Origin of the sequence: Pseudooceanicola aquaeponti, assembly GCF_050897975.1 — a bacterium.
In the GTDB taxonomy this organism is placed as follows: Bacteria; Pseudomonadota; Alphaproteobacteria; order Rhodobacterales; family Rhodobacteraceae; genus Pseudooceanicola.
Genome location: NZ_JBPAXY010000004.1, coordinates 191,029 through 216,641, shown reverse-complemented (window position 1 = coordinate 216,641; position 25,613 = coordinate 191,029). Strand labels below are relative to the sequence as shown.

Here is a 25,613-nt window from a genome sequence, read left to right as displayed (position 1 = left end):
CCAAATGCACATCTGCGCGCCAGCCGCGCGTCCATTTCTCGGCACAGCCGTATGGAAATGGGTGAATTGCATTTTAAATCCGCCCATTTAATAGACCAATTGCAAACCCTTGCGGAATAAGGGTTTTTCCGCCCAGTTCGATGTCTGAACTGGCAAGTCACTTGCAAATCGCGACCAATCCACAATGAATCCCGCCGCCGCTACGTTTACATATTGCGTTGCCCGGGCATGGAGTTGTAGGCCGATAGGGGGACAATCAATTTTTTCGGCGCGGTATGCGCCAGCAGGAACGGAATGGGGAACATCCGCTCATGGCGCTAAGGGTTTTTACGTGTAAGGATTGCGGGCACCACATGCGGTTCTCCGGCAACCATTGCGGGAAATGCTATTGCGAAAAGACGGCGCTCCAGCAGCCAACCTTTTGGTATGTGCTGGTCGGGGTCGTGGCTATTCTGGCCCTTCTGGGGCTTCTGCAACTGCTCTCGGCAGGGCTCTAGACAGGGCGCGGAATTTGCTGTGGGCGGGCTGCCTAGCCTTGCCAAGCGCGGCACTTTGCCCGAAAAGCCCCTCATGCGGCCCCGTAGCTCAACTGGATAGAGCAGCCGACTTCTAATCGGCAGGTTGAGGGTTCGAGTCCTTCCGGGGTCGCCAGCGACGCGCCTGATCCGGGCCCGTCACCCGCGCCGGGATCAGCCCGCCCGGACATGCTCCTGGCCTGCCAGCATATCCCAGGACCCGCCGCCGCCGCGAATCTGCAAGGTCGACATCTGGTCGCGCAGCTGCGCGTTCTTCTGCGACAGGCTGCGCGTGGCCTCGGCGGTCTCGATGGCGATCGCCGCGTTTCGCTGGGTGACCTGGTCCAGGTTGGTGACCGCGCTGTTGATCTCGCCAATCGTGGTGGTCTGCTGCGAGATCCCCAGGGCCACATCGTCGATCTGTTGGGTCATCGCCGCGACCCGGTCGAAGATGCCGCGCAATTCGGTGCTGGTCTGCTGCACCAGGCTCGACCCATGGGTCACATGGTTCGAGCTTTGGTCGATCAAGGTCTTGATTTCCCGTGCGGAATCCGATGTCCGGCTGGCCAGAGAGCGTACCTCGCTGGCAACCACCGCAAAGCCCAGACCGGCCTCGCCCGCGCGCGCTGCCTCGACGCCCGCGTTCAGCGCCAGCAGGTTGGTCTGGAAGGCAATGTCGTTGATCACCGACAGGATTTCCGCGATCGCCTTGGAGGAATGCTCGATCCGCTCCATCGCATTGGTGACCTGATCCATCAGGTCACCGCTGGTCTGCGCCGCGCTCCGGGTCTCATCGGCCGAGCGTTTCACCCCCATGGCCCCGTCCGCGGCGATGCGCGCGCTGGCATTCAGCTCTTCGATGGCCGCGGCGGTCTGTTCCAGGGTCGCCGCCTGGCTTTCGGTGCGTCGCGACAGGTCGTCGGTGGTGGTGCCGATCTGCTGGCTGACCCCCTCGACATCGACAACCACCGACTGCACCTCACCGATGATCCGGCCCAGGTTGTCCATCGAGTTGTTATAGGCCTGCGCCAGCGCATCCAGATCCGGGATCCCCGGCGCCGGTACGCGGGAGTTCAAATCCCCCTGGCTCAGCTTTTCCAGGGCGGCGCTGAGCCGCTCGATCGCGGTGCGCCTTTTGGTCACGTCGGTGGCGATCTTGGTCACCCGCACCACCTCTCCGGCCTCATTGCGGACCGGGGCATAGGTGGCCTGGATCCAGATCCGCCCGCCCGACTTGGTCACCCGCGGATACTGATCCGCCAGCGGCTCGCCGCTGCGCAGTCGATCCCAGAACCGGGTGTACTCCGAACTGGCGGCATAGGTGGGATCGACAAAGAGCGAATGGTGCTGCCCCACCACCTCTTCGGCGCGATAGCCGAGCGCGTCGAGAAAGTTCTGATTCGCCCCCAGGATGCGCCCGGACGGGTCGAAATGGATGACCGCCTGGGTGGTCTCGACGATCTGAAGCACCGCGGCATCATCCGCCGAGGTGCCGCTGGCACTCGTTGCCCTGTGTCCGAATAGGCCCATGCCTCTTTGCTCCTCGGCAAGGTTGCGTTCCCTCTGCCCTAGTGGGCGGATCTTGCAGCGGCGTTAATCCGCGCCGGGAAACTGCGCACAATGCGCGGGATCCGGGGCGGCGCGCCCGGGGGTCAGGCCGCGCGGGCCATCGTCTCCTGGTGATGGGCGATGGCCTCTTCCAGATCGTCGTAAAGCGACAGCTGCCCGTTCTCCAACACCGCGCCCATGTCGCAAAGCTCGCGCAGTTGCGGCATGGAATGGCTGACCACGATGGCGCCCGCCCGGGTCAGCCGTTCACGGAACAGGTCCGCGCTGCGGCGGCGAAAGGCGGCATCGCCCACGGCGGTGATCTCATCCACCAGATAGGTGTCGAACCCCAGCCCCATGGACAGGCCAAAGGCCATGCGCGCCCGCATTCCCGAAGAGTACGAGCTGTAGGGCAGCCGGATCCGCGCCCCCAGCTTGGCGAAATCCTCGACAAATTCCAGCAGGGCGTCGCTGTCGACCCCGTGGATCCGCGCCACGAAGCGGATGTTCTGCACCCCGGTCAGCCGGGGGTGGAAGGCGCCCGCGAATCCCACCGGCCAGGAGATGGTGCCGGTCGAGATCACCGCGCCGCCGCTGGCGTCCTCGGTCCCCGCGATCAGTTTCAGCAGGGTCGATTTTCCCGCCCCGTTGCGCCCCAGCAGGGCGACCGAGCGGCGCGCCGGAAAGGTGGCGCAGATGCGGTCGGCGACCAGGATCCGCTGGCCATCGCGACGGTACTCCTTGCTCAGGTCCTGCAGGCGAATCATCCGCTGCCCCGATCGCGCACCGCATAGGCGCTGAGCACGGCAATGGCCCAGCCAAGCGCCAGGAACAGGCCCACGCAGGCCAGCAGCAGCCCCCGCTCGGGATAGCGCGCGGTTTCGGCGCGGGTCGGCTGCACATGGGCGGCCAGATAGCGGCTTTGCCGTCGCGCCTCGGCCTGGGCGGCGTCAAAGCGCGCCAAGGCCGCGCGATGCGTGGCCTCGGCAAATTCGCGTTCCACCGCCAGTTCCTCGAACCGGCCGATGATCCCGGCAAACACCTCTTCTCCGCCCTCGGGGGCGATCAGGCCCAGCCGGGCGCGCTCGGCCTCGATCCGGCGTTCGATGGTGGCGATCTTCAGCTCGGCATTGGCGGTCTGCACCTGGTTGCGCGCTGGTCGGGCCAGCAGCATGTCCAGCTCCAGCTGGGCCTCGACCAGCTGACTTTGCAGCTCGCCCAGCAGACCGACCCGGGCCTCCATCTCGGCGCCGGGATCGACGATCTGGTGGCGGTTGCGGAACTCGGTCATGGCGCGGCGCGCGGCCTTCAGCCGGGTCAGCGTCAGGTCCACCTCTTGCCGGGCATAGGCAATGGCGTCCTCCCGCGCCGCATCGGACAAGGCATTGATCATGTAGCTGCTTTTCGCCACGATCTGGTCTGCGATGGCCGTTGCCTCATCCGGGGTGAAGGCCAGCACCCGCAGCTCGATCAAGCCGGTGCCGCCGTCGTAGAACACCTTCACCTTGCGCCGCCAGTGATCCACCAGATCCTCGATCGGGGCCTCGGGATCCAGGGCAAAGACCGGATCGCCCCCGCGCCAGTCGATGCCCGGACGCGACCAGATGGCGCGCAGGTCCAGCTCGGCCGCCACCGCCGCCACCAGGCCCTGGCTTTGCAGATAGCTGTAGAGGATGTCGGTATCGGGGGTGCGGCTGCCGGTCAGATCCGACAGCCCGCCGAGAAAGTCGAGGCTGGGGGTCTGCTCTTCCGAGCGCACGGTGAAGGCCAGGGTCGAGGCATATTGATCCGCCGCCCGCGCCCACAGATACCAGCCCGCCAGGATCAGCGGCAGCAGGACGCAGGCCAGAAAGCTGACCACCACGCGCCGATGCCGCCGCCCCGCCGGACGCAGGGCCGGGCGCCGCGCCTTGGCCGGGGGCGGTTTCGGCTGGGTCAGGGCGGGCAGGCTTTCTGCCACGACTTTGTTTGCGACTTGTTCATTCATCTGGGCAAGGCTAGCGCGGCAAACGTCAGAAAAGGGTTAAGAGCCGCCTTTGACCGACCAGATGACCCATCCGCCGCCGCTGAAGGTGCGCCCCGTGGGGCCGGGCGACCGGCCACGGGTGATCTGTGCGCTGATGCTGCGGGAAATGGCCACCAGCCATGGCCGCTCGCCCGGGGGCTACCTTTGGGCGGTGCTGGAACCGGTGGCGGGTATCGCCTTGTTATCCTGGATCTTTTCCATGGCCTTCCGCAGCCCCGGCTTAGGTGTCACCTTCCCGCTGTTCTACGCCACCGGGATGCTGCCCTTCGGCATGTTCACCCTGCTGGTGTCGCGCATCGCCGGGGCGCTGGACTTCTCACGCCCGCTGCTGGCCCTGCCCCGGGTCGGCTGGCGCGAGGCGATCGTGGCGCGATTCGTGCTGAACCTGATGACCCAACTGATGATCAGCTACATCCTTTTGGCCGGAATCCTGTGGATCTTCCGCACCCGCGCCATCCTGGATTTCGGCGCAATTGTAGAGGCTTACAGCCTCTGCGCCCTGCTGGCCCTGGGGCTGGGGACGCTGAATTGCCTGTTGCAGGGGATGATCGGGATCTGGGTGCATCTCTGGTCGATCCTGATGCGCCCGATGTTCATCATCTCGACCATCTTCTTCCTGTTCGAAAGCGTGCCGCAGCCCTGGCGCGACTGGCTGTGGTGGAACCCGATGGTGCATGTGATCGCGATCCTGCGGCGCGGCGTCTATCCCAGCTATGACGCCAGCTGGGCCTCTCCCGCCTATGTGGCGCTGATCGGGTTGATCAGCCTGGCCTTCGGCCTGCTGTTCCTGCGCCGTCACTACCGCGAAATCCTGCGCCGCTAAACCGCGCTGAACCGGCGCGCCAGGGCGCGCAGCCCGACGGGCGGAACGGGCCAGTCGCCGCAGCGGCCCGGGTCGGCCGTCATGGCGCGGCCCGCCCGGATCATGTCGAGGATCCATTCCTGGCCATCGCGCCACAGCGCGGCCTCCTCATAGCTCAGCAACCCGGCCAGGGCGGCGCCTTGCAGAGTCACCCGGGCTTCCAGGGTGATCACCGCGTCGATGCGCGCCGCGCAGCCGGGATCGGGCCGCCCCGGCGCCATGGCTCAGAACCAGCGCCCGATCTTCAGCTTGGCCCCGTCGATCGAGACCGGCGTGCCGGTGAAGGCGGCGGGGTCGGTGGTGATCGCGGCGCCGCCATTGGTGCAGATCTGGGTGCCATCGGCCCAGCGGGTGTATTCGCCGTCGCCATTGCTGCCGCTTTCGATCACCGCCCCCGTGGGCACGCCGCCGCTTTGCGCCACGGTCCCCACCGTATCGGCCCGGGTGACCAGCGCCGACCAGGCCCCCCAACTGCTGCCGTCATGGCTGCGCAGCCACAGCGCCCCGCTTTCGGCGGCGAAGATCTGGCGCGTGCCAGTGCCGCCCGGCAGGGCCAGCAGGCTGCCGCCCGAGGGATCGCCCACCGGACAATTGGCGCCCGAAGCGGTGAAGCCATAGATCCCGCCCAGGGTGCAGCCGTCGGCATCGTCGCCCGGCGCGGCCACCGCGCCCGCGCCCAGCCCGAAGGCGCCCACAGTCATCAGCCGCCCCGCCGTGTCATCCGCCACCGTGGCCTGCACCGCCGCGCCGCTGGCCAGGCCAGAGGTCCCCGCCAGGCGCAGCGCGGTCACCCAGGCGCTGCCATCGGCGGAGACCTTGAGCGAGAAGTCATCTTCGCCCGCCAGACCCATCTCGGCCCGGCCGCTCCACCCGGTTTGGTACAGCAGGCTGGCCGTATCCCCGGCCCCGGCCTTGTTGATCTTCAGCTGGTGATCGCTGCCCGCATGGGTCAGCAACGTCGCGCCAGAGGCGACGGCCAGACGGTTCACCGCATCCGCGCTGGTGTTCACCCCCAGTTGGGCGGCCTCCAGCGGCAGACCGCTGTCGTCCGCCCAGGCGCCACCGCGCCAGGTGACCAGCCGCTCTTCGTCCACCACCCAGGCGCGCCAGCCCGGCTGCGGCGCGTGAAAGACCCAGGCCGTGCCGTCGAACTGCGCCACCCGGCCGTCCTCGCCCGCCCAGTCGCCGGTGGCGCCCGAGGCCACGATATAGCGGTCGCCCTCGGCCGGGCCCGCCGGGGGCGCGGTCAGATCCCGGTCGGCCACCGCCAGTTGCACCAGCGCGTCGAGGATCAGCAGCGCCTCGTTATGGGTGACATGTTTCTGCGCCTGGCTGGGTTGCAGATAAGGCATCGACAGGCGGGCGGACAGTTCCGGCATCGGGGGCTCCTCGCATTCTTCCGGCAATCGGAGAGATCGCCCAGACGCTAGGCCCCGAAGGGTAAACAGCCTCTCTTGCCACCGTGCGCCACGCCGGGGCGCCGCGCCTCAGGGCGCCTCTCCCAGAAGCCCCAGCAGATATGTCCCATAGGCATTCTTGCCGAAGACCTCGGCCCGGGCGCGCAGGGCGTCGTCGTCGATCCAGCCCTGGGCATGGGCGATCTCGTCAGGCGAGCCGATCTGCTGGCCCTGCCGTTCCGACAGGGTGCGCACGAAATTCCCTGCGTCCAGCAACGAGCCGTGGGTGCCGGTGTCCAGCCAGGCATAGCCCCGGCCCATCTGGCAGACCCGCAGCGCACCCTCGGCCAGGTAGCTTTCCAGCACCGAAACGATCTCCAGCTCGCCCCGCGCCGAGGGGGTGACCTGGCGCGCCCGGGCGGGCGCCGTGCCGTCCAGCAGATACAGCCCCGTCACCGCAAAGGGCGAGGGCGCGACCTTCGGCTTTTCGACGATGGCGCGCACCTGGCCTGCGTCGTCGAAATCCACCACCCCATAGCGTTCCGGGTCGGCCACGCGATAGCCAAAGACCGTGCCCCCCTCGGCGGCGCAGGCCTCTTGCAGCAGTTCTGGCAAGCCGTGGCCGAAGAACAGGTTGTCGCCCAGCACCATGGCCGAGGGCGCGCCATCCAGGAAGTCCTCGGCCAGCAGATAGGCCTGGGCTAGCCCCTCGGGACGGGGTTGTTCCAGCCAGGTCAGCGACAGGCCCCAGGCGCGGCCATCACCCATAAGGCGCTGAAACTGCGGCTGATCTTCCGGGGTGGTGATGATTGCGATCTCGCGGATCCCGGCCAGCATCAGCACCGACAGCGGGTAGTAGATCATCGGCTTGTCGAAGACCGGCAACAGCTGTTTCGACACCCCCATGGTGATGGGATAAAGCCGCGTCCCCGAGCCCCCGGCCAGGATGATTCCCTTGCGCGCCTTGCTCATGCGCTTTCCTCCAGCTCTGACAGGACGGCGTCCAGCGCGACGCGCCAGTCGGGCGGGGCGATGCCGAAATCCGCGGTGATCCGGCGGCAGTCGAGGCGCGAATTGCGCGGCCGTGCCGCCGGGGTCGGGTAGGCCTCGGTCGGGATCTCCTCGACCGTGACGGCACGCCCGGCGCGGGCGAAGATCTCGCGCGCGAAACCGGCCCAGCTGACCGCCGGGGCACCGGCGAAGTGGTAAAGGCCCCCGGGGTGGCCCGCCGCCATCTGTCGCCCCATGTGCAGCAGCGCCTTGGCGATGTCGGCCGCCGGGGTCGGCCCGCCGATCTGATCGGCCACCACCCGCAGCGAGGCGCGGGTCTCGGCCAGATGCAGCATGGTCCGGACGAAATTCGCCCCCTGGGCGGAAAACACCCAAGAGGTGCGCAGCACCGCCCAGGCCCCGCCCGCGTCGCGCACCGCCTTTTCCCCGGCCAGTTTCGAGGCGCCGTAAAGGTTGCAGGGGGCGGGCACCGCGTCTTCGGCCCAGGGGGCCGTACCGCTGCCGTCGAAGACATAGTCGGTCGAGACATGCAGGAAGGGCAGGCCGCGCGCCGCGCAGGCGCGCGCCATCTCGCCCGGGGCCTCGGCGTTCAGGCGATAGGCCGCCCCGGCCTCGCTTTCGGCCTGATCGACGCCGGTAAAGGCGGCGGCATTGATCACCAGATCCGGCGCTCGGGCGGCAATCGCCGCCTCGGCGGCGCCGGGGCGCATCAGGTCCACCTCGGCCCGGCCCAGGGCGGTGACCGGCGCCTGGCGCGCCAGGGCGCGGGCCAGCTGCCCCGCGCGCCCGAAGACCAGGATGCCGCCGCTCATACCCCTTCCCCCAGGCCAAGGCGGGTGCCCAGACCGGCCCGCGCCAGCAGCGGTTGCCACCAGGCGCGATTGTCCAGATACCAATCCACCGTGCGCGCCAACCCTTCGTCCAGGGTGACCGAGGGCCGCCAGCCCAGCTCGGCCCGCAGGCGGCTGGCGTCGATCGCATAGCGCCGGTCGTGGCCCGGCCGGTCGGCAACGAAGGTGATCAGATCCTCATGCGGCGCGCCCCCGGGGCGGCGCGCGTCCAGCAGACGGCAGATCCGGCGCACCAGATCCAGATTGGTCACCTCGGCATCGCCGCCAACGTTATAGCTGCGCCCGGTCTGGCCGCGCCTCAGCACCGTCAGCAGCGCCTCGGCGTGATCCTCGACATAAAGCCAGTCGCGCACCTGGGCGCCGTCGCCGTAAACCGGGATCGGCCGCCCCGCCAACGCGTTCAGGATCACCACCGGGATCAGCTTTTCGGGAAAGTGGAAGGGCCCGTAATTGTTGGAACAATTCGACAGAACCACCGGCAGGCCATAGGTCGCGCCCCAGGCGCGCACCAGGTGGTCCGAGGCCGCCTTGGACGCCGCGTAGGGCGAGCTGGGGGCATAGGGCGTCGTTTCGCTGAACCGCTGCCCGGGATCGGCGGGCAGGCTGCCGAAAACCTCATCGGTCGAGATGTGGTGAAAGCGGAACCCCTCGGGCCGCCCCCGCCCCTGCCAATAGCCGCGCGCGGCCTGCAACAGGGTGGCAGTGCCCATGACATTGGTGTCGACGAAATCGCCCGGCGCATCGATCGAGCGGTCCACATGGCTTTCCGCCGCCAGATGCATCACCGCATCGGGGGCGTGGTCGTCGAAGATCCGCCGCAGCGCGCCCGCATCGCGGATGTCGGCGCGTTCAAAGGCATAAAGCGGGCTGTCGGCGACGCTGGCGACATTCTCGGGACAGGCGGCATAGGTCAGCGCGTCGAGGTTGACCACCGCATGGCCCCGCGCCACCGCCAGACGCACCACGGCAGAGCCGATGAACCCCGCGCCGCCGGTCACCAGGATCTTCATGCGCCCCCCTCCCATGCGCCGGTGAAGGGGCTTTGAACCGCGCCCCAGGCCGGGGCGGCGGCGTCCTTGTCGGACAGGACCGGGTCGGTCACGCCCCAGTCGATGGCCAGGTCGGGGTCGTCCCATCGCACCGCGCCCTCGGTCTCGCTGGCGTAGAAGTCGGTGCATTTGTAGCAGATTTCCGTGTCCGCCTCGCGGGTGACGAAGCCATGCAGGAACCCCGGCGGGATCCACAGCTGGCGGCCGTTGTCAAAGCTCAGCTCGACCCCCACCCACTGGCCGAACCGGGGCGAGGCGGGGCGGAAATCCACCGCCACATCCCACAGCCTCCCGCGCCCGCAGCGCACCAGCTTGCCCTGGGCATGGGGCGGCGCCTGGTAATGCAGCCCGCGCAGGGTGCCCGCCGCCTGGGAAAACGAGTGGTTGTCCTGCACGAAGGTCAGATCCAGCCCCGCCTCGGCCATGCGGGCGGCGTTCCAGGTCTCGCTGAAGAACCCCCGGGCATCGCCGAAGCGGCGGGGGGTCAGGATCAGGACCTCGGGCAGATCCGTCGGCGTGATGTCCATTCTGGCACCGTTCCTTCTGGCCCGGGGGTTCCCCGGGGTCTTCCCTCTGCGCCCGCTTGCGGAGCCGCGACCGTCCCCTGGGGCAGGCCGTCGCCCTCTGGCTTAGCGGACGAAGCGTTTATTTTTCCTTTGCATAGCAGAGGACGGCACCGCCGCAGCGTCCTTTCCGCAGGCACCGGGGCCAGCAGCCCATGCCGCGCCGTGACATCCCTGCAACAGGCGGCAAGCCAAAACGCTTCCCACGGGAACGTTAACAGCTCGACATGTGTTTGTCCGGCAGGATCGACCGCATAAACGCAGTCGAATGTTACCGTGATTCCCAAAGGTTACCGCCGATGATCCGCCGCCGCTCCTTCCTTGCCTCCGCCCTTGCCGCCCCCGCGCTTGTCGCCCTGGCCGGTCCCGCCGCCGCCGTGCAGGGCCCGCCGATCCTGGCCGCGCAGCGGGTCAGCTTCTCGCGCGACTACGCGGAAGGGTCGATCGTGATCCTGCCGCGCGCCTATTTCCTTTACCACGTCACCGCCCCGGGCGAGGCGATGCGCTATGGCATCGCCGTGGCGCGCCCCGGTCTGGGCTTCACCGGCACCGCGGTCATCGGGCGCAAGGTGGAATGGCCCTCCTGGCGGCCGACGCCGGACATGATCGCCCGAGATCCGGGCATCTATGGCAAGTTCGCGGGCAACAACGACCGGATGCCCGGCGGCCCCGGCAACCCGCTGGGCGCCCGCGCCCTCTACCTCTACCAGGACGGGCGGGATACGGCGATCCGCATCCACGGCACCACCCAGCCCAGCTCTATCGGGCGCAATGCCTCTTCCGGCTGTTTCCGGATGCTGAACGAGAACGTGATCTCGCTTTACAAGCAGGTGCCGATCGGCACCCAGGTCACCGTGCTCTGACCGGGCCATGCGCCCGGCCCGGGGCCTGCGGGCCGCGCTCTCTCGACTGATCGCAAACGCGCGGCGCCTCTGGGCGCCGCTGTTGGTGCTGGGCCTGTCCCTGGCGGGCTGCGCCCCGCTGCCCGGGCCGGATCGCGCGGGCACCTTCCCCCTGCTTCAGGACGGCCGGGCGCAACCGGGGGTGAAACGCGCCATCGTCGCCATTCCCGGCGCCTTCGCCTCGGTCAATATCTTCGCCCCGGTGCTGGACTGGCAGGTGCCCGACAGCGCCTTCATCGTCTACCGCTTCCCCGACATGGACGGTCTGCCGCTGGACCACCGGGTGCAGATCGACGGCTCGGCCCAGCTGATCGCCGACTACGTCAACGACCTGGGCGCCGAAGAGGTCTATTTGCTGGGCTATTCCACCGGCGGCCCGATCGCCATCGAGACGGCCCAGAGGCTGGAGGCGCGCGAGGTTTCGCTGGCGCTGATCTCGACCGCCGGGCCAGCCCCCGCCGGGGTGATGTCCTCGCTGCGCTCGGGCGTCGAGGTGGTGCGCGCCATGCTGCGCAGCCGCTCGCTGCGCCCGCGCGACGCCTGGACCGAGAATTACCGCACCCTGCTTTACGGCGACGAGGGGCTGGAGGATCCGGCCCGCGCCCAGGACAGCGCCGCCCGTGCCGAGGCGCAGCGTGCCAATATGTCCACCCCCTCGCTGCGGCGCACCCTGGCCCATACCCTCAGCCTGATGACCTGGACCCTGGACCGGCCCGGCGTGCTGTCGGGCACCCGGGTGCGGCTGTTTCACGGTGACGCCGACACGGTGTTCACCCCCGCCATGGCGCGCCGCCTCGCCGCGCGCCTTCCGGCGGATCAAATTACTTACTATCAAGGACAGGGGCACCTGCTGTTCGTCACCTCGCGGCGGCTGTTCGACGATATTCACGCTTTCTTCTTCGACGAGGACTGACCCTTGGCCGACCTGTCCCCGCCCGCCGCCACCGCCTGCGATTTCGATGTGATCGTGCTGGGCGCAGGCCCGGCGGGGGCGGCGGCGGCCCGCACTGCCCGGGCCGAGGGGCTGTCGGTCGCGCTGTTGGACAAGGCGCGCTTTCCCCGGGCCAAGCTGTGCGGCGGCGGTCTGACCGGCCGCTCGGCCCGATACTTCCAGGACATCTTCGGCAGCCCCCTGCCGCCCGCGCTGATCGACAGCAAGACCGCGGTCGAGTTCCACGCCGAGGGCCAGCCCTTGGGCCACCTGCCGCAGATCCCGGCGATGCATCTGACCATGCGCTGGTCCTTCGACGCCGAGCTGGTGGCCCGGGCCCTGGCCGCGGGCGCCGCGGATCTGACCGGCCAGCGCATCGCCCGGATCGACCCCGAGGGCCCGGCGGTCACCCTGGCCGACGGGCGGCGCCTGACCGCCCGGGTGCTGATCGGCGCCGACGGGGTCCATTCGGCGGTGGCGCGGGCGCTTTTCGGCCAGGCCCATGACCGCGCCCGGGTGGGCTTCGGCCTTGAGGTCGAGGCGCCTGCCGCCCCCGGCAATGCCACCGCCCCCCTGCGCATCGACTTTGGCGCCGCACACTGGGGCTATGGCTGGCATTTCCCAAAAAGCGGCAGTTCCACCATCGGCATTGGCGGGGTGCAGGCGCGCAATCCCCACATGAAGGCGGCGATGGCCGACTATCTGGCCCTGCTGGGGCAGGATCCCGCGCTGCCGGTGAAGGGTCACCACCTGCCCTTCGGCGATTTTCCCGCTCGGCCCGGGCGCGGCGCGGTGCTGCTGGCGGGCGATGCGGCGGGGCTGGTCGATCCGATCACCGGCGAAGGCATCGCCTATGCGATGAAAAGCGGCCAGCTGGCCGCCCGGGCCGCCGCCCGCGCCCTGGCCGCAGGAGCGCCCGCCACCGCCCTGGCCCGCTACCGCGCCGCCCTGCGCCCGATCCACCGGGCGATCCGCCAGGCGCGGGCGATCCGGCTTTTGCTGTTTGCGCCGCTCTTCCGCCCGGCGTTCCTGTCGGCCTTCCGCCGGTCGGGGCACCTGCGCCAGCTCTACATGCGGCTGCTGGCGGGCGAGATCGAATATCCCGACATGGCCCGCGCCGTGCTGCGCCGCCTGCCCGCTTTCCTCGCCGGGGCGGTACGGCGCGGCAAAACCCCGTGAGCGGGCGCGCGAAACACTTGATCGGGCGCGAGAATCGGCAAATCGTGACGGGGCAACGGAGGCGCGCGCGCAGGCCCTGACCCGGGACCGCGCGGGCCGCCGCACCGGGCCAGCCTGCCGCATGTCGCGGGCAGGATGTTCGGCCTGTGCCCCCCTGCCTGCACGTCACGGGGCCGCCGACCCAGGATGGATCAGACCGATGCAGACCGGAATCGTGAAGTGGTACAATGAAACCAAGGGCTACGGCTTCATCGCGCCCGAAGGCGGCGCCAAGGACATCTTCGTGCATGTAACCGCGCTGCAAAGCTCGGGCCTGCCGGGGCTGGCCGACAACCAGCGGGTGCGCTTCGAGTTGAAGGAAGGCCGCGACGGCCGCCTTTCGGCGATCAACCTGACGGTGGACTGAGGCGGGGCAGGAAGGGGGCTCTGCTCCCCTTGAGCCCTGGCGGGCTCAATGCCCCCCGGGATATTTCTGGCAAACGAGAAGAGAGGGGCGGGGCGCGCCGGTCCCGGGGTTGGTGCCCCGGGTCTCAGGGCGTGGTTGCGCGGTCGAGCAGCGTTTCGACCTGGGGGCCCAGGGTGGCCACGATCCGCGCCACGCCCTCGCCATTGGGATGGATGCCGTCGGCCTGGAGGAAGGCGCGGGCCGCCGCCGGGTCGGGGGCCGAGGGATCGCCCATCAGGGGCGCCAGGAAAGAGGGGGCGAAGACCGCGCCGTAGGTCTCGGCCAGCTCGGGGTAGAGCGCGTCGAAGGCCTGTTGGTAGGCGGCGCCGTAGTTGCCCGGCGCCTGCATCCCCACCAGCATCACCGGCAGGTCGCGCGCCGTGATCTCGGCCAGGATGCCGTCGAGGTTGGCGCGCGTCTCTTCGGGAGCCAGGCCGCGCAGCAGGTCGTTGCCGCCCAGGATCACCAGCACCGCGTCCACCTCGGGCGTCAGCGACCAGGCGATGCGCGACAGCCCGCCCGCCGTGGTGTCGCCCGAGACGCCGCCGTTGATCACCGTCACCGCCCGGCCCTGCGCCGTCAGCCAGCCCTCCAGCTGCGGCACCAGCCCCTGGCCCTGGGGCAGGCCATAGCCCTGGGTCAGGCTGTCACCGAAGGCCAGCAGCTCTACCCGCCCCTCGGCCTCTGCCGCCCGGCCCGCCCCTGCCAATGCAGGCAGCAGCGCCAGGGCGGCGAGGGCGGAATATCGAGCGAATGCGCGGCGTCCCTTGCCCAGCCCCGCGCCGCGCCCATATCGAGAGAAGCGCCGCAGCCCCGCCAGACAGGACCGCCAGACCATGCCCCAAACCGACCCCGTGATCGCGCTTTCCGGCGCTGCCCTAACCCTGGACGGCAATGCCGGGCCGGTCGCCATCCTGCGCGACATCGACCTGGAGGTGGCGCGGGGGGAAACGCTGGGGCTCATCGGGCCTTCGGGGTCGGGCAAATCGTCGCTCCTCATGCTTATGGGCGGGCTGGAACGGGCCAGCGCGGGCCGGGTGTCGGTTCTGGGGCAAGACCTGACCGGCCTTTCCGAAGATGCCCTGGCGCGGGTCCGCAGGGAACATATGGGGGTGGTCTTTCAAAGCTTCCACCTGATCCCCACCATGACGGCGCTGGAAAATGTCGCCACGCCGCTGGAACTGGCAGGCCAGCCGGACGCCTTCGCGCGCGCGGCCGAGGAACTGGCCCAGGTCGGCCTGGCGCATCGCGCCGATCACTATCCCAGCCAGATGTCGGGCGGCGAGCAGCAGCGCGTGGCCCTGGCCCGCGCCGCCGCGCCGCGCCCCGAGATCCTGCTGGCGGATGAACCCACGGGCAATCTGGACGAAAGCACCGGCGCCGCCATCATGGACCTGCTCTTTGGCCTGCGCGACCGCCACGGGGCGACCCTGGTGATGGTCACCCATGCCCCCGACCTTGCCGCCCGCTGTGACCGGGTGGTGCCGCTGCGCGACGGGCGGCTGGCCACGCCCGCAGGCACCCCGGCATGAACGCGGCTACCCGGGAGGCCCGCCAGGCCCTGCGCCTGGCGGCGCGTGAGCTGCGCGGCGGCCTGGCCGGTTTCCGTATCCTGATCGCCTGCCTGGCCCTGGGCGTGGCGGCCATCGCCGCCGTCGGATCGGTCCGCCAGGCGATCGAAAGCGGCCTGTCGGAACAGGGGGCCGAGATGCTGGGCGGCGACGCCGAGGTCTCGCTGACCTACCGTTTCGCCGATGCCGAGGAGCGCGCCTGGCTGGCCGAACGCAGCACCGCCCTGTCGGAAATCGCCGACTTCCGCTCGATGGCCACAACGGCAGAGGCGGGCGCGCGGGCGCTGACCCAGGTGAAGGCCGTCGATGACGCCTATCCGCTGACGGGCCAGGTGGCGCTGGACCCCGCCCTGCCCCTGGCCCAGGCCCTGGCAGGCGACGGCGAGCGCCCCGGCGTGGTCATGGCGCCCGCGCTGATCGCCCGGCTGGATCTGTCGCTGGGCGACCCGGTCGAGATCGGCGGCCTGCCCTTCACCCTGATGGCCGCGCTGGTGGCAGAGCCTGACGCCAATGCCTCCGGCTTCTCCCTCGGGCCGCGCAGCCTGGTGGCCCGCGCCGCGCTGGAGGGCAGCGCGCTGCTGGCCCCCGGCACCCTGTTTGACAGCCGCATCCGCCTGACCCTGCCCCCCGGCACGGATCTGGACGCGCTAGAGACCGCCACCGAGGCGCGGTTCGCCACCAGCGGCGCGCGCTGGCGCGACGCGCGCAACGGCGCACCGGGGATCTCGGCCTTTGTCGAGCGGCTGGCGGCCTTTCTGGTGCTGGTCGGCCTGGCCGGGCTGGCCGTGGGCGGCGTCGGGGTCTCGGCCGCCGTGCGCGCCTATCTGGCGGGCAAGGTCCGCATCATCGCCACGCTGAAGACCCTGGGGGCGACGCGGCGGGTGATCTTCCTGACCTATTTCCTGCAAATCGGCGCCCTGGCCGCCCTGGGGATCGCTCTGGGCCTGATCCTGGGCGCGGCGCTGCCGCTGCTGCTGGCGCCGACCCTGGCGGGGATACTGCCGATCCCGGCCGATTTCGGCCTCTACCCCGGCCCGCTGGCCGAGGCCGCACTTTATGGTGCGCTGACCGCGCTGATCTTCACCCTCTGGCCCCTGGCCCGCCTGGACGAGCTGCGCGCGGCGCAGCTGTTCCGCGACCCGCAGGGGGGCCGGGTCTGGCCGCGCCTGCCCTATCTTCTGGTGCTGGCGCTGCTGCTGGCGGGTCTGGTGGGCAGCGCCGCCTGGCTTTCGGGGGCGGCGGAACTGACGCTCTGGACCTTCGCGGGGATCGCCCTGGCGCTGGTGCTGCTGGCGGGCGCCGCCGCCCTGCTGCGCCGGGCCGCGCGGCCCCTGACCCGCGCCGCGCGCGGCCGCCCAGCGCTTCGCTGGGCCGCCGCCGCCATCGCCGGGCCGGGAACAGAGGCCCTGCCCGTGGTGCTGTCGCTGGGCCTCGGCCTGTCGGTGCTGGCCTCGGTGGGCCAGATCGACGGCAACCTGCGCGCCGCCATCGCCGAGGAACTGCCGACCCGCGCGCCCTCTTTCTTCGCCGTCGACATCCAGCCGGGGCAGCTTGAGGCCTTCCTTGACCGGGTCACCAATGACCCGGCGGTCAGCCGCGTCGACCGGGCGCCGATGCTGCGCGGGGTGATCACCCAGATCAACGGCCAACCGGCCACAGAGGTGGCGGGCGAGCACTGGGTGCTGAACGGCGACCGCGGCGTCAGCTATGCCGATGCCCTGCCCGAGAATACCACGATCACCGCCGGGAACTGGTGGGGCGAGGGCTACACCGGCCCGCCCCAGGTCTCGGTCTCTGCCGAGGAAGGGGCCGAGATGGGGTTGAACCTGGGCGACCGGCTGACCGTCAACGTGCTGGGCCGTGATATCGAGGCCGAGATCACCTCGTTCCGCGCCGTCGATTTCTCGACCGCCGGGATGGGCTTCATCCTGGTGATGAACCAGGCGGCGCTGGCGGGCGCCCCGCACAGCTGGATCGCCACGATCTATGCCGCGCCAGAGGCCGAGGCGGCGATCCTGCGCGACCTGGGCCGCGATTTCCCCAGTGTTACGGCCATCTCGGTGCGCGATGCCATCGCCCTGGTCAGCGACCTGATGGGCTCGATAGCCGCCGCCACCTCCTGGGGGGCGGGGGCGACGCTGGTGACGGGGTTCCTGGTGCTGATCGGCGCGGCGCTGTCGGGGGAACGGGCGCGGCGCTACGAGGCGGCGCTGCTGAGGACCCTGGGCGCCTCGCGCGCGCGGATCCTGGGCAGCTTTGCCCTGCGCGCGGCGCTTCTGGGCGCGGGCGCCGGGCTGGTGGCCCTGCTGACCGGCCTCCTGGGCGCCTGGGCGATCAGCCATTTCGTGCTGGAGACGTCCTTCCGGGTGATCTGGCCCAATGCCCTGGCGGTGGTGCTGGGCGGGCTGGCGCTGAACCTCGCCGCAGGGCTTCTCTTCGCCTGGCGGCCGCTCTCGGCCCGCCCGGCGCAGGTGCTGCGGGCGCGGGACTAGGGGGCTTCGCCCCCCGGCCCTTCCGGGCCTCCCCCCAGAGTATTTTCAGCCATCGAATGGGAAAAAAGAGAGTCCTTCTTCCATTCGATGGCCAGAAATACTCCGGGGGAGTCTCCAACGGAGACGGGGGCAGAGCCCCCTGCCCGGCGGGCCTGCTATTCCGCCGCCTCGGCATAGTCCGACATGGGCGGGCAGGTACAGGTCAGGTTGCGGTCGCCCCAGGCATTGTCCACACGGTTGACCGGCGGCCAGTACTTGTCGACCCGGAAGGCACCGGGGGGGAAGCAACCCTGTTCGCGGCCATAGGCACGGTCCCAGTCGCCCACCAGATCCTCGACCGTATGCGGCGCGAACTTCAGCGGGCTGGCGTCGGGCGCCACCGCGCCTGCCTCGATCGCCGCGATCTCGGCGCGGATCGCCAGCATGGCGTCGCAGAAGCGGTCCAGCTCGGCCCGGGTCTCGCTTTCGGTGGGCTCCACCATCAGCGTGCCGGGAATCGGGAAGGACATGGTGGGCGCGTGGAAGCCGCAGTCGACCAGCCGCTTGGCGATGTCATCCACGGTCACCCCCGCGCTCTTCTCGAAGGGGCGGGTGTCGAGGATGCATTCATGGGCCACCTGGCCGCGCGGGCCCTTGTAGAGCACCTCATAGGCCCCCTTCAGCCGCGCCGCGATATAGTTCGCGTTCAGGATCGCCACCTTGGTGGCCTGGGTCAGACCGGCACCCCCCATCAGCAGGCAATAGGCCCAGGAGATCGGCAGGATCGAGGGCGAGCCGTAGGGCGCGGCCGAGACCGCCCCGCTGCCGCCCGTGGCCACATGCCCCGGCAGATGTTCGACCAGATGCGCCGCCACCCCGATGGGGCCCATGCCGGGGCCGCCGCCGCCGTGGGGGATGCAGAAGGTCTTGTGCAGGTTCAGGTGGCTGACGTCGCCGCCCAGATCGCCGGGGCGCGACAGGCCCACCATGGCATTCATGTTTGCGCCGTCGATATAGACCTGGCCACCGTTCTCATGGGTGATCTTGCAGACCTCGCGCACAGTCTCCTCGAAGACCCCATGGGTCGAGGGATAGGTGATCATGCAGGCGGCCAGATCGGCGGCATATTTCTGCGCCTTTTCCAGGAAATCGCCCAGGTCGATATCGCCGTTTTCCCGCGCCTTCACCGGCACCACCTGCCAGCCCGCCATATGGGCCGAGGCCGGGTTGGTGCCATGGGCCGAGGTGGGGATCAGGCAGATATTGCGGTGCCCCTCGCCACGCGCCGCGTGATAGCGGCGGATGGTCAGCAGCCCGGCATATTCCCCCTGCGCCCCCGAATTGGGCTGCATCGAGAAGGCCGCATAGCCGGTGATGTCGCAGAGCTTGGCCGACAGATCGCCGAAGAGCTGGGCATAGCCCGCCGCCTGCTCGGTCGGGGCGAAGGGGTGCAGGGCGGCGAACTCGGGCCAGGAGATCGGCTCCATCTCCACGGCGGCGTTCAGCTTCATCGTGCACGACCCCAGCGGGATCATCGCCCGGTCCAGCGCCAGGTCGCGGTCGGCCAGGCGGCGCATGTAGCGGGTCATCTCGGTCTCGGCCCGGTTCATGTGGAAGATCGGGTGGTCGAGATAGGCGGTCTCACGCGCCAGGGCGTCGGGGATGCGGTATTCATAGGGTTCCACCGCGTCCGTCCGTTCGATCCCGAAGGCGCGCCAGACGGCCTCGATGGTGGCCGGGCGGGTGCATTCGTCCAGGGCGATCCCCACCTTGGTGGCGCCCACGGCGCGCAGGTTCAGCCCCTCGTCCCGGGCCGATTTCAGCACCGCCGCTTGCAGGGCGCCCACCTCGACATGGATCGTGTCGAAGAAGGCCTCGGGGCCGACCTGGAACCCGGCCTCTTCAAAGCCCTTGGCCAGGCGCACCGCCTTGCGGTGGATGCGCTGCGCGATGCCCTTCAGGCCCTGGGGCCCGTGGAACACCGCATACATCGAGGCCATGACCGCCAAGAGCGCCTGCGCCGTGCAGACGTTCGAGGTGGCCTTTTCGCGCCGGATATGCTGTTCGCGGGTTTGCAGCGCCAGCCGGTAGGCGCGGTTGCCGCGGGCGTCGATGGACACCCCCACGATCCGCCCCGGCATCGAGCGTTTGTAGGCGTCGCGGCAGGCCATATAGGCGGCGTGCGGGCCGCCATAGCCCAGGGGCACGCCGAAGCGCTGCGTGCTGCCAACGGCGATATCGGCGCCCATGGCGCCCGGTTCCTTCAGCAGGCACAGCGCCATAATGTCGGCAATGACGATGCCCACGGCCTTGGCGGCGTGCAGCGCCTCCATCTGGGGAGTGAAGTCGGTCAGCCCGCCATGGGTGCCGGGATACTGGAAGACGGCGCCGAAGACGCGGGTGGCGTCCAGATCCTCGGGGGCGCCGACGATCACCTCGATCCCCAGGGGTTCGGCGCGGGTGCGGATCACGTCGATGTTCTGCGGATGGCAGTTCTCATCCACGAAGAAGGCCCCGGCCTTCGACTTGGCCACCCGCTGCGCCATGGTCATGGCCTCGGCCGCCGCCGTCGCCTCGTCCAGCAGGGAGGCATTGGCGATGTCGAGCCCGGTCAGGTCGCTGACCATGGTCTGATAGTTCAGCAGCGCCTCAAGCCGGCCCTGGCTGATCTCGGGCTGATAGGGGGTATAGGCGGTGTACCAGGCGGGGTTTTCCAGGATGTTGCGCTTGATCGCGGGCGGCGTGATCGTATCGGCGTAGCCCTGGCCGATCAGCGAGGTGAAGACCTGGTTCTTTCCGGCCACCCCGCGCAGGAACTTCAGCAGATCCGCCTCGGACAGGGCCGGGCCGAAGTCCAGCGGATCGTCCTGGCGGATCCCTTTGGGCACGGTCTCGTCGATCAGCGCATCAAGGCTGTCGGCGCCGATCACCGTCAGCATCTCGGCCATCTCGGCGGGCGAGGGGCCGATATGGCGGCGGTTGGCGAAATCATAGGGGCGGTAATCGGTGGGCGTGAAGGGCATCTGCGGCTCCTTTGCGGGCGGGCTGGGGCATCCCTTGGGCAGGATGCAGGAAACGGGCCGGTGCCCGGCGGGGCATCGGGGGGCGCCCCGGAAACCCGGGGCCATTGCGGGGAGAAGGGACCCGGCCCTGGCTGGCCGGGTCCGGGTCGATCAGGTCAGGATCAGCCGACGTATTTCATGTAGGCGGCTTCGCTCATGTATTCGTCCATCTGGCTCGGATCGGCGGGCTTGATCTTGAAGAACCAGGCGTCGCCGGTCGGGTCCTCGTTCACCTTGCCCGGATCCTCGACCAGGGCCTCGTTGACCTCGGTGATCTCGCCGTCGATCGGCGCCAGGATGTCGGAGGCAGCCTTGACGCTTTCGATCACCACTACCTCGTCGTCCTTGTTCACCTGGGCGCCCACCTCGGGCAGCTCGATGAAGACGATGTCGCCCAGCTGTTCGGCGGCATGTTCGGTGATGCCCACGACCACCAGGTCGTCTTCGGGGCGCAGCCATTCGTGTTCTTCGGTGAATTTCATGTCCATGGTCTCCCTGGGATCTTTGGGCCGGACGCGATGCGCGCCGGTCTGTTCTGTGATGGGTCAGCGTTTGAAATTGGCGGGCAGGAAGGGCAGCGCGGCGGTGCTGACGGGCAGCATCTTGCCGCGCAACGCCCCCGTCAGCGCGGTGCCGGGGGTGGCCAGCGGGGCGGGCACATAGCCCATGGCGACGGGGCCTGCCACCGTGGGGCCGAAGGCGCCCGAGGTGATCCGGCCCACCTCGGCGCCGTCCTGGTGCAGCGTCACGCCCTCGCGCATCGGCGCGCGGCCCTCCGGGCGCAGGCCGACGCGCAGGCGGGCCGGGCCGCTTTCCAGCTCGGCCAGGATGCGCTCGGCCCCGGGGAAGCCCCCGGCGCGGTCGCCGCCCGCACGGCGCACCTTCTGGATCGACCAGGTCAGGGCGGCCTCGACCGGGGTCGTGGTGGTGTCGATATCATGGCCGTAAAGGCAGAGCCCCGCCTCCAGCCGCAGGCTGTCACGGGCGCCCAGCCCGATGGGCAGCACGGTCTCATCGGCCAGCAGGGCACGCGCCACGCTCTCGGCGGCCTCGTTGGGAATCGAGATCTCGAACCCGTCCTCGCCGGTATAGCCCGAGCGCGAGATCCAGCACTCGGCCCCCTCCAGCGTAACATAGCCCACGTCCATGAAGCGCATCCGGGCCACCTCGGGCGCCAGACGCGCCAGGGCGGCCTCGGCGCCGGGGCCTTGCAGGGCCAGCAGACAACGGTCGGTGATCTCTTCCACCTCGATGCCGGGCAGATTGGCGCGCATATGGGCGATGTCGGCGCCCTTGCAGGCGGCGTTGACCACGACAAACAGGTGATCGCCACGATTGGCGAACATCAGGTCATCCAGGATCCCGCCCGCCGCATTGGTCAGCAGGCCATAGCGCTGGCGGCCTTCCTTCAGGCCCAGCACGGCGGCAGGCGTCAGGCTTTCGAAGGCCAGCGCCAGGGTCTCGGGCGCCGCCCCCCGCAGGATCACCTGCCCCATGTGGCTGACGTCGAACAGGCCCGCGGCGGCGCGGGTGTGCTGGTGTTCCTTCATCACGCCGGCGGCATATTGCACCGGCATGGAATAGCCCGCGAAGGGCACCATCTTGCCGCCCAGCTCGGCGTGCAGCCCCGCCAGCGGCAGGTCGATCAAATCTTCGGCAGGTCCGTCCTGGCCCATGGCTTACTCCCTCAGGTCCCGGGGCCAATGCGCCGGGCATCATCGCACGGTCTTGCCGCGCCTTGATGCCCCCTCTGTTCTTCTGCCTGAGATCGCTATCCCTTCGGCGGACCCGTCCTGCGGGCCTCTCTCCAGAGTCTGTATGTCGGGCGGTCCTGAAGCCTGAGAGTTTCCGGGGCGGTTGCTCCTTCGGCACCGGCCTTGCGGCCAGTTCTCCCGTTCCGACGCGTCCCGGATACAGCCAAAGATGCGGGTCGCGCAAGCCTCTTCAAAGGTCGCATTCCGCCGTCCGGGGCGCACGGGGACCCACGTGGGGAAAAATCAGGCGGGACAGGCCACCGGGCTCAGCAATTCCGCCAGGCCGGGGTTCTCGCACACCAGTTCGTCCAGGGTGACGTCGTCCAGCGAGGCATAGAAGGCCTGGGTGGCACGGTCGATCGCCTCGCGCAGGCGGCAGACATTGACCAGCGGGCAGGTATTGGCGCTGTCGGCGAAGCATTCGGCGATCGGCACCGGCGATTCCACGGCGCGAAACACGTCGCCCACGCGGATCACGGTGGCGGGCTGGCCAAGGGTCATGCCGCCGTTACGGCCCCGCTGGGTCATCAGGAATCCCAGCTGGCCCAGACGGTTGATCACCTGTGCCAGGTGGTTTTCGGAAATGTTACAGGCCTCGGCAATCTCGGCCTTGGTGACCAGCCGACCCTTGTTCACCGCGCAATACATCAGTACCCGCATGGAGATATTGGTGCGTTTCGTCAGCCGCATGTCGTGCCCTCTCGCCTGGGTTCCGGGGCGCGCAGGGGCGTCCCGTCCTCGGGTGATCGCGACACGGCACGGCCCCCGGCCGGCGTATCGCATCCGCGTCAGATATGACCGCAGCGGCGCAAGATGTATTTGACCTACATCAAAGCGAAACGATTGGAGGCAGAAACAGTGACGGCAGACCCGCATTTCTTCGGCTACGGCAGCCTGGTGAACCGCGCCACCCATGTCTACGGCGACGCCCGGCCCGCCCGGGCGCAGGGGTGGCGGCGGCTGTGGCGGCATACCGGCCCCCATGAGGTGGCGATCCTGACGGCAGTGCCCCATGCGGGCACCGAGATCGAGGGGCTGATCGCGCCCGTGCCCGGGGCCGACTGGGCGGCGCTGGACCTGCGCGAAGCAGCCTACGACCGGCTGCCCGCCACGCCCCATATCGCCCATGACGGCGCCCCGGTGGAGATTGCCATCTACTCGATCCCGGCGGCGAAACATCCGCCCGCCCCGGCGCCCCGTGCGATCCTGCTGTCCTACCTCGACGTGGTGGTGCAGGGCTACCGGACCGAGTTCGGCGAGCCGGGCGTGGCGCGGTTCTTCGACACCACCGATGGCTGGGACACAACGCCGGTGCTGGATGATCGCGCCGCGCCCCGCTATCCGCGCGCGCAAGCCCTGTCGCCCGAGGACCGCCAGCTGGTCGATCAGCACCTGGCCCGGCTGCGGGTGGCGCGCCTTTCGGACTAGGTCGCGCGCGCCTGTCTGCCCGCGGCCGCCTCCGGCGGGAGTATTTTCAGCCCGGTGAATGAACAGAAGCGTCTCCCCCGCCTCCCGCGCCCCTATTCCCATTCACCGGGCTGAAAATACTCCGGGGGAGGCTCCGACACGGAGCCGGGGGCAGCGCCCCCTACCCCCTGGCACCTCAAAGCGGCGTGGCCATCTGGTTGCGGCGCACATAGCGGATCACCTCCAGCACGATGGCCGAGATCATGCCGATGTTGAGGAACCCGTTGACCGCCGTCATCCCCCCCAGGATGCGCCATTCGGTCGGCGCCAGCAGGTCACCGAACCCCAGGGTGGTGAAGCTTTCCAGGGCGAAATAAAGCGATTCCTCGATGCCGTCGAAGACCCCCAGCCAGAGGAAGGCCAGGGCCCAGATCCAGACGCTGATGGTGATCATCGCCAGCGCCCCGATCACCGTGCCGACCAGCACCAGCGCCAGTTTCGGGCGGTGCGGCGGGCGCATCAGCCAGCGGTGCGCCCGCGCCACCATCGCTTCCAGCGCGACGAAGATCACCGCCGAGATCAGCACCGAGATGATGACAAGGACCGATCCGATCCAGATCTGATGAACCAAGGATCCCATGCGGGCCGCGGTGCCTCCCTGTCGCTGCTGGCATTCGGGCGGTTTTGCCACAGAAACGACGCCCGCGCCAAGGGCCGAGCCAAGCCCCGGGCACCGCGCGCCAGGGGATCGCGCCGCTCAGAGCGCCTGGCGCCCGCCGATCCAGACCGCCTGCACCGCGCGGTCATCGCCCATCATGATGGTGGGGAAGACGGCCTCCCAGATGTCCGCGGCCTGGGCCTCGCGCTGCGCGATGGCGGGCGTGGACGCAAGATCCAGCACCACCACATCCGCCTCGGAGCCCGGCGCCAGGGTGCCGATCCGGTCGGTCATCCCCAGGGCGCCCGCCGATCCGGCGGTGGCCAGCCACAGCAATTGCGCCGGGTGCAGCGGGTTGTGGCGCAGCTGGCCCACCTCATAGGCCGCGGCCATGGTGCGCAGCATCGAGAAGTCGGACCCGCCGCCGGTATCCGTGGCCAGGCCCACGCGGATCCTGGTCTGGGTGATCCCCTTCATGTCGAAGAGGCCCGAGCCGATGAAGGTATTCGAGGTCGGGCAATGCACCACCGCCGCGCCCAGCTCATCGAGCCGGGCGATCTCGCGCGGCTCCAGGTGGATGGAATGGCCGTAAAGGCCGTTCTGGCCCAGCAGGCCGTAGGCCTCGTAGGTATCCAGGTAATCGCGCGCCTGCGGGTAGAGGCCGCGCACCCAGGCGATCTCGTCGGTCTGCTCGCTGAGGTGGGTCTGCATCAGCACCTCGGGATGCTCGGCCCAAAGCGCGCCAAGCGCCGCCAGCTGCTCGGGCGTCGAGGTGGGCGAGAAGCGCGGGGTGATCGCGTAGGAGATCCGCCCCCGGCCGTGCCAGGCCTCCAGCAGGGCCTTGGACTGGTCATAGGCGCTTTGCGCGTCGTCGCGCAGCCCGTCGGGGGCGTTGCGGTCCATGCAGGTCTTGCCCGCCACCACCCGCTGACCGCGCCTCTCGGCCTCGGCAAAGAAGGCCTCGACGCTTTCGGGATGGATGGTGCAGAAGCTGACCATCGAGGTGGTGCCATGGGCCGTGGTCAGGTCCAGATAGCGCGCCGCGATCTCGGCCGCATAGGCGGGATCGGCGAATTTCATCTCTTCGGGGAAGGTATAGCTGTTCAGCCAGTCGATCAGCCGCTTGCCCCAGCTGGCGATCATCGCGGTCTGCGGGAAATGCACATGGGCGTCGACGAAGCCGGGCAGGATCAGGCCCTGGCCATAGTCGATGACCCGCGCATCCGGATGCGCTGCCTTCAGCGGATCGACCGGCCCGCGCGCGGTGATCGTACCGCCTTCGATCAGCAGCCCGCCGTGCTCTTCGACCTCGACGCAATCGGCCCAGGGCGCCTTGAAGGGATCGCCGGTGAAATCCATCACCCGCCCCGTCAGCAGCAGCTTTTCCGCCATGGCACCCATCCTTCTGTCC

Annotated in this window: 24 protein-coding genes, 1 tRNA gene and 2 riboswitches; of the genes, 9 read left to right on the top strand and 16 right to left on the bottom strand. The window is 69.4% G+C overall.

The window, feature by feature from the left end:
* Positions 1-574 precede the first annotated feature (574 nt).
* Positions 575-651, top strand: a tRNA-Arg gene (locus ACRARE_RS10850).
* A 38-nt stretch (positions 652-689) separates the two neighbouring features.
* Here ACRARE_RS10850 and ACRARE_RS10845 read toward each other — a convergent pair.
* From ACRARE_RS10845 to ACRARE_RS10835, 3 genes are all read right to left on the bottom strand, one after another.
* Positions 690-2,045, bottom strand: a complete 1,356-nt coding sequence (locus ACRARE_RS10845; protein WP_432656452.1) for a methyl-accepting chemotaxis protein — start codon at positions 2,043-2,045, stop codon at positions 690-692.
* 122 nt (positions 2,046-2,167) lie between these two features.
* A complete protein-coding gene (locus tag ACRARE_RS10840) occupies positions 2,168-2,830 on the bottom strand; it encodes an ABC transporter ATP-binding protein (RefSeq protein ID WP_432656451.1) in 663 nt (220 codons plus the stop codon).
* Entirely contained in the window at positions 2,827-4,023 is a 1,197-nt protein-coding gene (locus tag ACRARE_RS10835) for a KpsE/RkpR family capsule polysaccharide export protein (RefSeq protein ID WP_432656450.1), read from the bottom strand. The genes ACRARE_RS10840 and ACRARE_RS10835 overlap by 4 nt, the downstream gene beginning before the upstream one ends.
* Before the next feature lie 76 nt (positions 4,024-4,099).
* On the opposite strand from ACRARE_RS10835, the gene ACRARE_RS10830 reads away from it, so the two are divergent.
* Positions 4,100-4,912: an ABC transporter permease gene (locus ACRARE_RS10830; protein WP_432656449.1), complete on the top strand. Its 813-nt coding sequence runs from the start codon at positions 4,100-4,102 to the stop codon at positions 4,910-4,912.
* Here ACRARE_RS10830 and ACRARE_RS10825 read toward each other — a convergent pair.
* From ACRARE_RS10825 to rfbC, 6 genes are all read right to left on the bottom strand, one after another.
* Positions 4,909-5,172 carry a hypothetical protein gene (locus ACRARE_RS10825; protein WP_432656448.1) on the bottom strand — a complete coding sequence of 88 codons (264 nt, stop codon included), beginning with the start codon at positions 5,170-5,172 and terminating at the stop codon, positions 4,909-4,911. The two genes, ACRARE_RS10830 and ACRARE_RS10825, sit on opposite strands and share 4 nt — an antisense overlap.
* A 3-nt stretch (positions 5,173-5,175) precedes the next feature.
* Positions 5,176-6,330, bottom strand: a complete 1,155-nt coding sequence (locus ACRARE_RS10820; RefSeq protein WP_432656447.1) for a DUF2793 domain-containing protein — start codon at positions 6,328-6,330, stop codon at positions 5,176-5,178.
* 108 nt (positions 6,331-6,438) lie between these two features.
* Positions 6,439-7,320: a glucose-1-phosphate thymidylyltransferase RfbA gene (gene rfbA, locus ACRARE_RS10815; RefSeq protein ID WP_432656446.1), complete on the bottom strand. Its 882-nt coding sequence runs from the start codon at positions 7,318-7,320 to the stop codon at positions 6,439-6,441.
* The gene (gene rfbD, locus ACRARE_RS10810) at positions 7,317-8,171 is read right to left on the bottom strand and encodes a dTDP-4-dehydrorhamnose reductase (protein ID WP_432656445.1); all 855 of its coding nucleotides are present in this window, start codon (positions 8,169-8,171) and stop codon (positions 7,317-7,319) included. The genes rfbA and rfbD overlap by 4 nt, the downstream gene beginning before the upstream one ends.
* Positions 8,168-9,220, bottom strand: coding sequence for a dTDP-glucose 4,6-dehydratase (gene rfbB, locus ACRARE_RS10805; protein WP_432656444.1), 1,053 nt, complete (start codon positions 9,218-9,220; stop codon positions 8,168-8,170). The genes rfbD and rfbB overlap by 4 nt, the downstream gene beginning before the upstream one ends.
* The gene (gene rfbC / locus ACRARE_RS10800) at positions 9,217-9,786 is read right to left on the bottom strand and encodes a dTDP-4-dehydrorhamnose 3,5-epimerase (protein ID WP_432656443.1); all 570 of its coding nucleotides are present in this window, start codon (positions 9,784-9,786) and stop codon (positions 9,217-9,219) included. The genes rfbB and rfbC overlap by 4 nt, the downstream gene beginning before the upstream one ends.
* Positions 9,787-10,121: 335 nt before the next feature.
* Here rfbC and ACRARE_RS10795 point away from each other — a divergent pair, with 335 nt between their 5' ends.
* From ACRARE_RS10795 to ACRARE_RS10780, 4 genes are all read left to right on the top strand, one after another.
* On the top strand, positions 10,122-10,685 hold the full coding sequence (locus ACRARE_RS10795; RefSeq protein ID WP_432656442.1) for a L,D-transpeptidase: 564 nt from the start codon (positions 10,122-10,124) through the stop codon (positions 10,683-10,685).
* Positions 10,686-10,692: 7 nt separating this feature from the next.
* Positions 10,693-11,637 carry an alpha/beta fold hydrolase gene (locus ACRARE_RS10790; RefSeq protein ID WP_432656441.1) on the top strand — a complete coding sequence of 315 codons (945 nt, stop codon included), beginning with the start codon at positions 10,693-10,695 and terminating at the stop codon, positions 11,635-11,637.
* Positions 11,638-11,640: 3 nt separating this feature from the next.
* Positions 11,641-12,834 (top strand): geranylgeranyl reductase family protein, encoded by a 1,194-nt coding sequence (locus ACRARE_RS10785; protein ID WP_432656440.1) that lies wholly within the window; start codon positions 11,641-11,643, stop codon positions 12,832-12,834.
* Between the two features lie 199 nt (positions 12,835-13,033).
* A complete protein-coding gene (locus ACRARE_RS10780; RefSeq protein ID WP_432656439.1) occupies positions 13,034-13,240 on the top strand; it encodes a cold-shock protein in 207 nt (68 codons plus the stop codon).
* Positions 13,241-13,364: 124 nt separating this feature from the next.
* On the opposite strand, the gene ACRARE_RS10775 is transcribed toward ACRARE_RS10780, so the two are convergent.
* Positions 13,365-14,117 (bottom strand): arylesterase, encoded by a 753-nt coding sequence (locus ACRARE_RS10775; RefSeq protein WP_432656438.1) that lies wholly within the window; start codon positions 14,115-14,117, stop codon positions 13,365-13,367.
* Between ACRARE_RS10775 and ACRARE_RS10770 the strand changes: the two genes are divergently transcribed.
* Positions 14,116-14,811, top strand: coding sequence for an ABC transporter ATP-binding protein (locus ACRARE_RS10770; protein ID WP_432656437.1), 696 nt, complete (start codon positions 14,116-14,118; stop codon positions 14,809-14,811). The two genes, ACRARE_RS10775 and ACRARE_RS10770, sit on opposite strands and share 2 nt — an antisense overlap.
* A complete protein-coding gene (locus ACRARE_RS10765) occupies positions 14,808-17,342 on the top strand; it encodes an ABC transporter permease (RefSeq protein WP_432656436.1) in 2,535 nt (844 codons plus the stop codon). The genes ACRARE_RS10770 and ACRARE_RS10765 overlap by 4 nt, the downstream gene beginning before the upstream one ends.
* A 155-nt stretch (positions 17,343-17,497) precedes the next feature.
* Here the strand turns inward: ACRARE_RS10765 and gcvP are convergent, their stop codons facing one another.
* The 4 genes from gcvP to ACRARE_RS10745 form a co-directional block, all read right to left on the bottom strand.
* Positions 17,498-20,344, bottom strand: a complete 2,847-nt coding sequence (gene gcvP / locus ACRARE_RS10760) for an aminomethyl-transferring glycine dehydrogenase (protein ID WP_432656435.1) — start codon at positions 20,342-20,344, stop codon at positions 17,498-17,500.
* A 161-nt stretch (positions 20,345-20,505) separates the two neighbouring features.
* Entirely contained in the window at positions 20,506-20,865 is a 360-nt protein-coding gene (gene gcvH, locus ACRARE_RS10755; protein ID WP_432656434.1) for a glycine cleavage system protein GcvH, read from the bottom strand.
* A gap of 63 nt (positions 20,866-20,928) precedes the next feature.
* Complete coding sequence (gene gcvT, locus ACRARE_RS10750; protein ID WP_432656433.1) at positions 20,929-22,059, bottom strand: glycine cleavage system aminomethyltransferase GcvT; 1,131 nt, start codon at positions 22,057-22,059, stop codon at positions 20,929-20,931.
* 72 nt (positions 22,060-22,131) lie between these two features.
* Positions 22,132-22,196: riboswitch (glycine riboswitch) on the bottom strand.
* Between the two features lie 3 nt (positions 22,197-22,199).
* Positions 22,200-22,289: riboswitch (glycine riboswitch) on the bottom strand.
* Between the two features lie 91 nt (positions 22,290-22,380).
* The gene (locus ACRARE_RS10745; RefSeq protein WP_432656432.1) at positions 22,381-22,827 is read right to left on the bottom strand and encodes an RrF2 family transcriptional regulator; all 447 of its coding nucleotides are present in this window, start codon (positions 22,825-22,827) and stop codon (positions 22,381-22,383) included.
* 153 nt (positions 22,828-22,980) lie between these two features.
* Between ACRARE_RS10745 and ACRARE_RS10740 the strand changes: the two genes are divergently transcribed.
* On the top strand, positions 22,981-23,565 hold the full coding sequence (locus tag ACRARE_RS10740; protein ID WP_432656431.1) for a gamma-glutamylcyclotransferase family protein: 585 nt from the start codon (positions 22,981-22,983) through the stop codon (positions 23,563-23,565).
* A 175-nt stretch (positions 23,566-23,740) separates the two neighbouring features.
* On the opposite strand, the gene ACRARE_RS10735 is transcribed toward ACRARE_RS10740, so the two are convergent.
* Positions 23,741-24,184, bottom strand: coding sequence for an ion channel (locus tag ACRARE_RS10735; RefSeq protein WP_432656430.1), 444 nt, complete (start codon positions 24,182-24,184; stop codon positions 23,741-23,743).
* A 117-nt stretch (positions 24,185-24,301) separates the two neighbouring features.
* Positions 24,302-25,594 (bottom strand): guanine deaminase, encoded by a 1,293-nt coding sequence (guaD, locus tag ACRARE_RS10730; RefSeq protein ID WP_432656429.1) that lies wholly within the window; start codon positions 25,592-25,594, stop codon positions 24,302-24,304.
* Between the last annotated feature and the right edge of the window lie 19 nt (positions 25,595-25,613).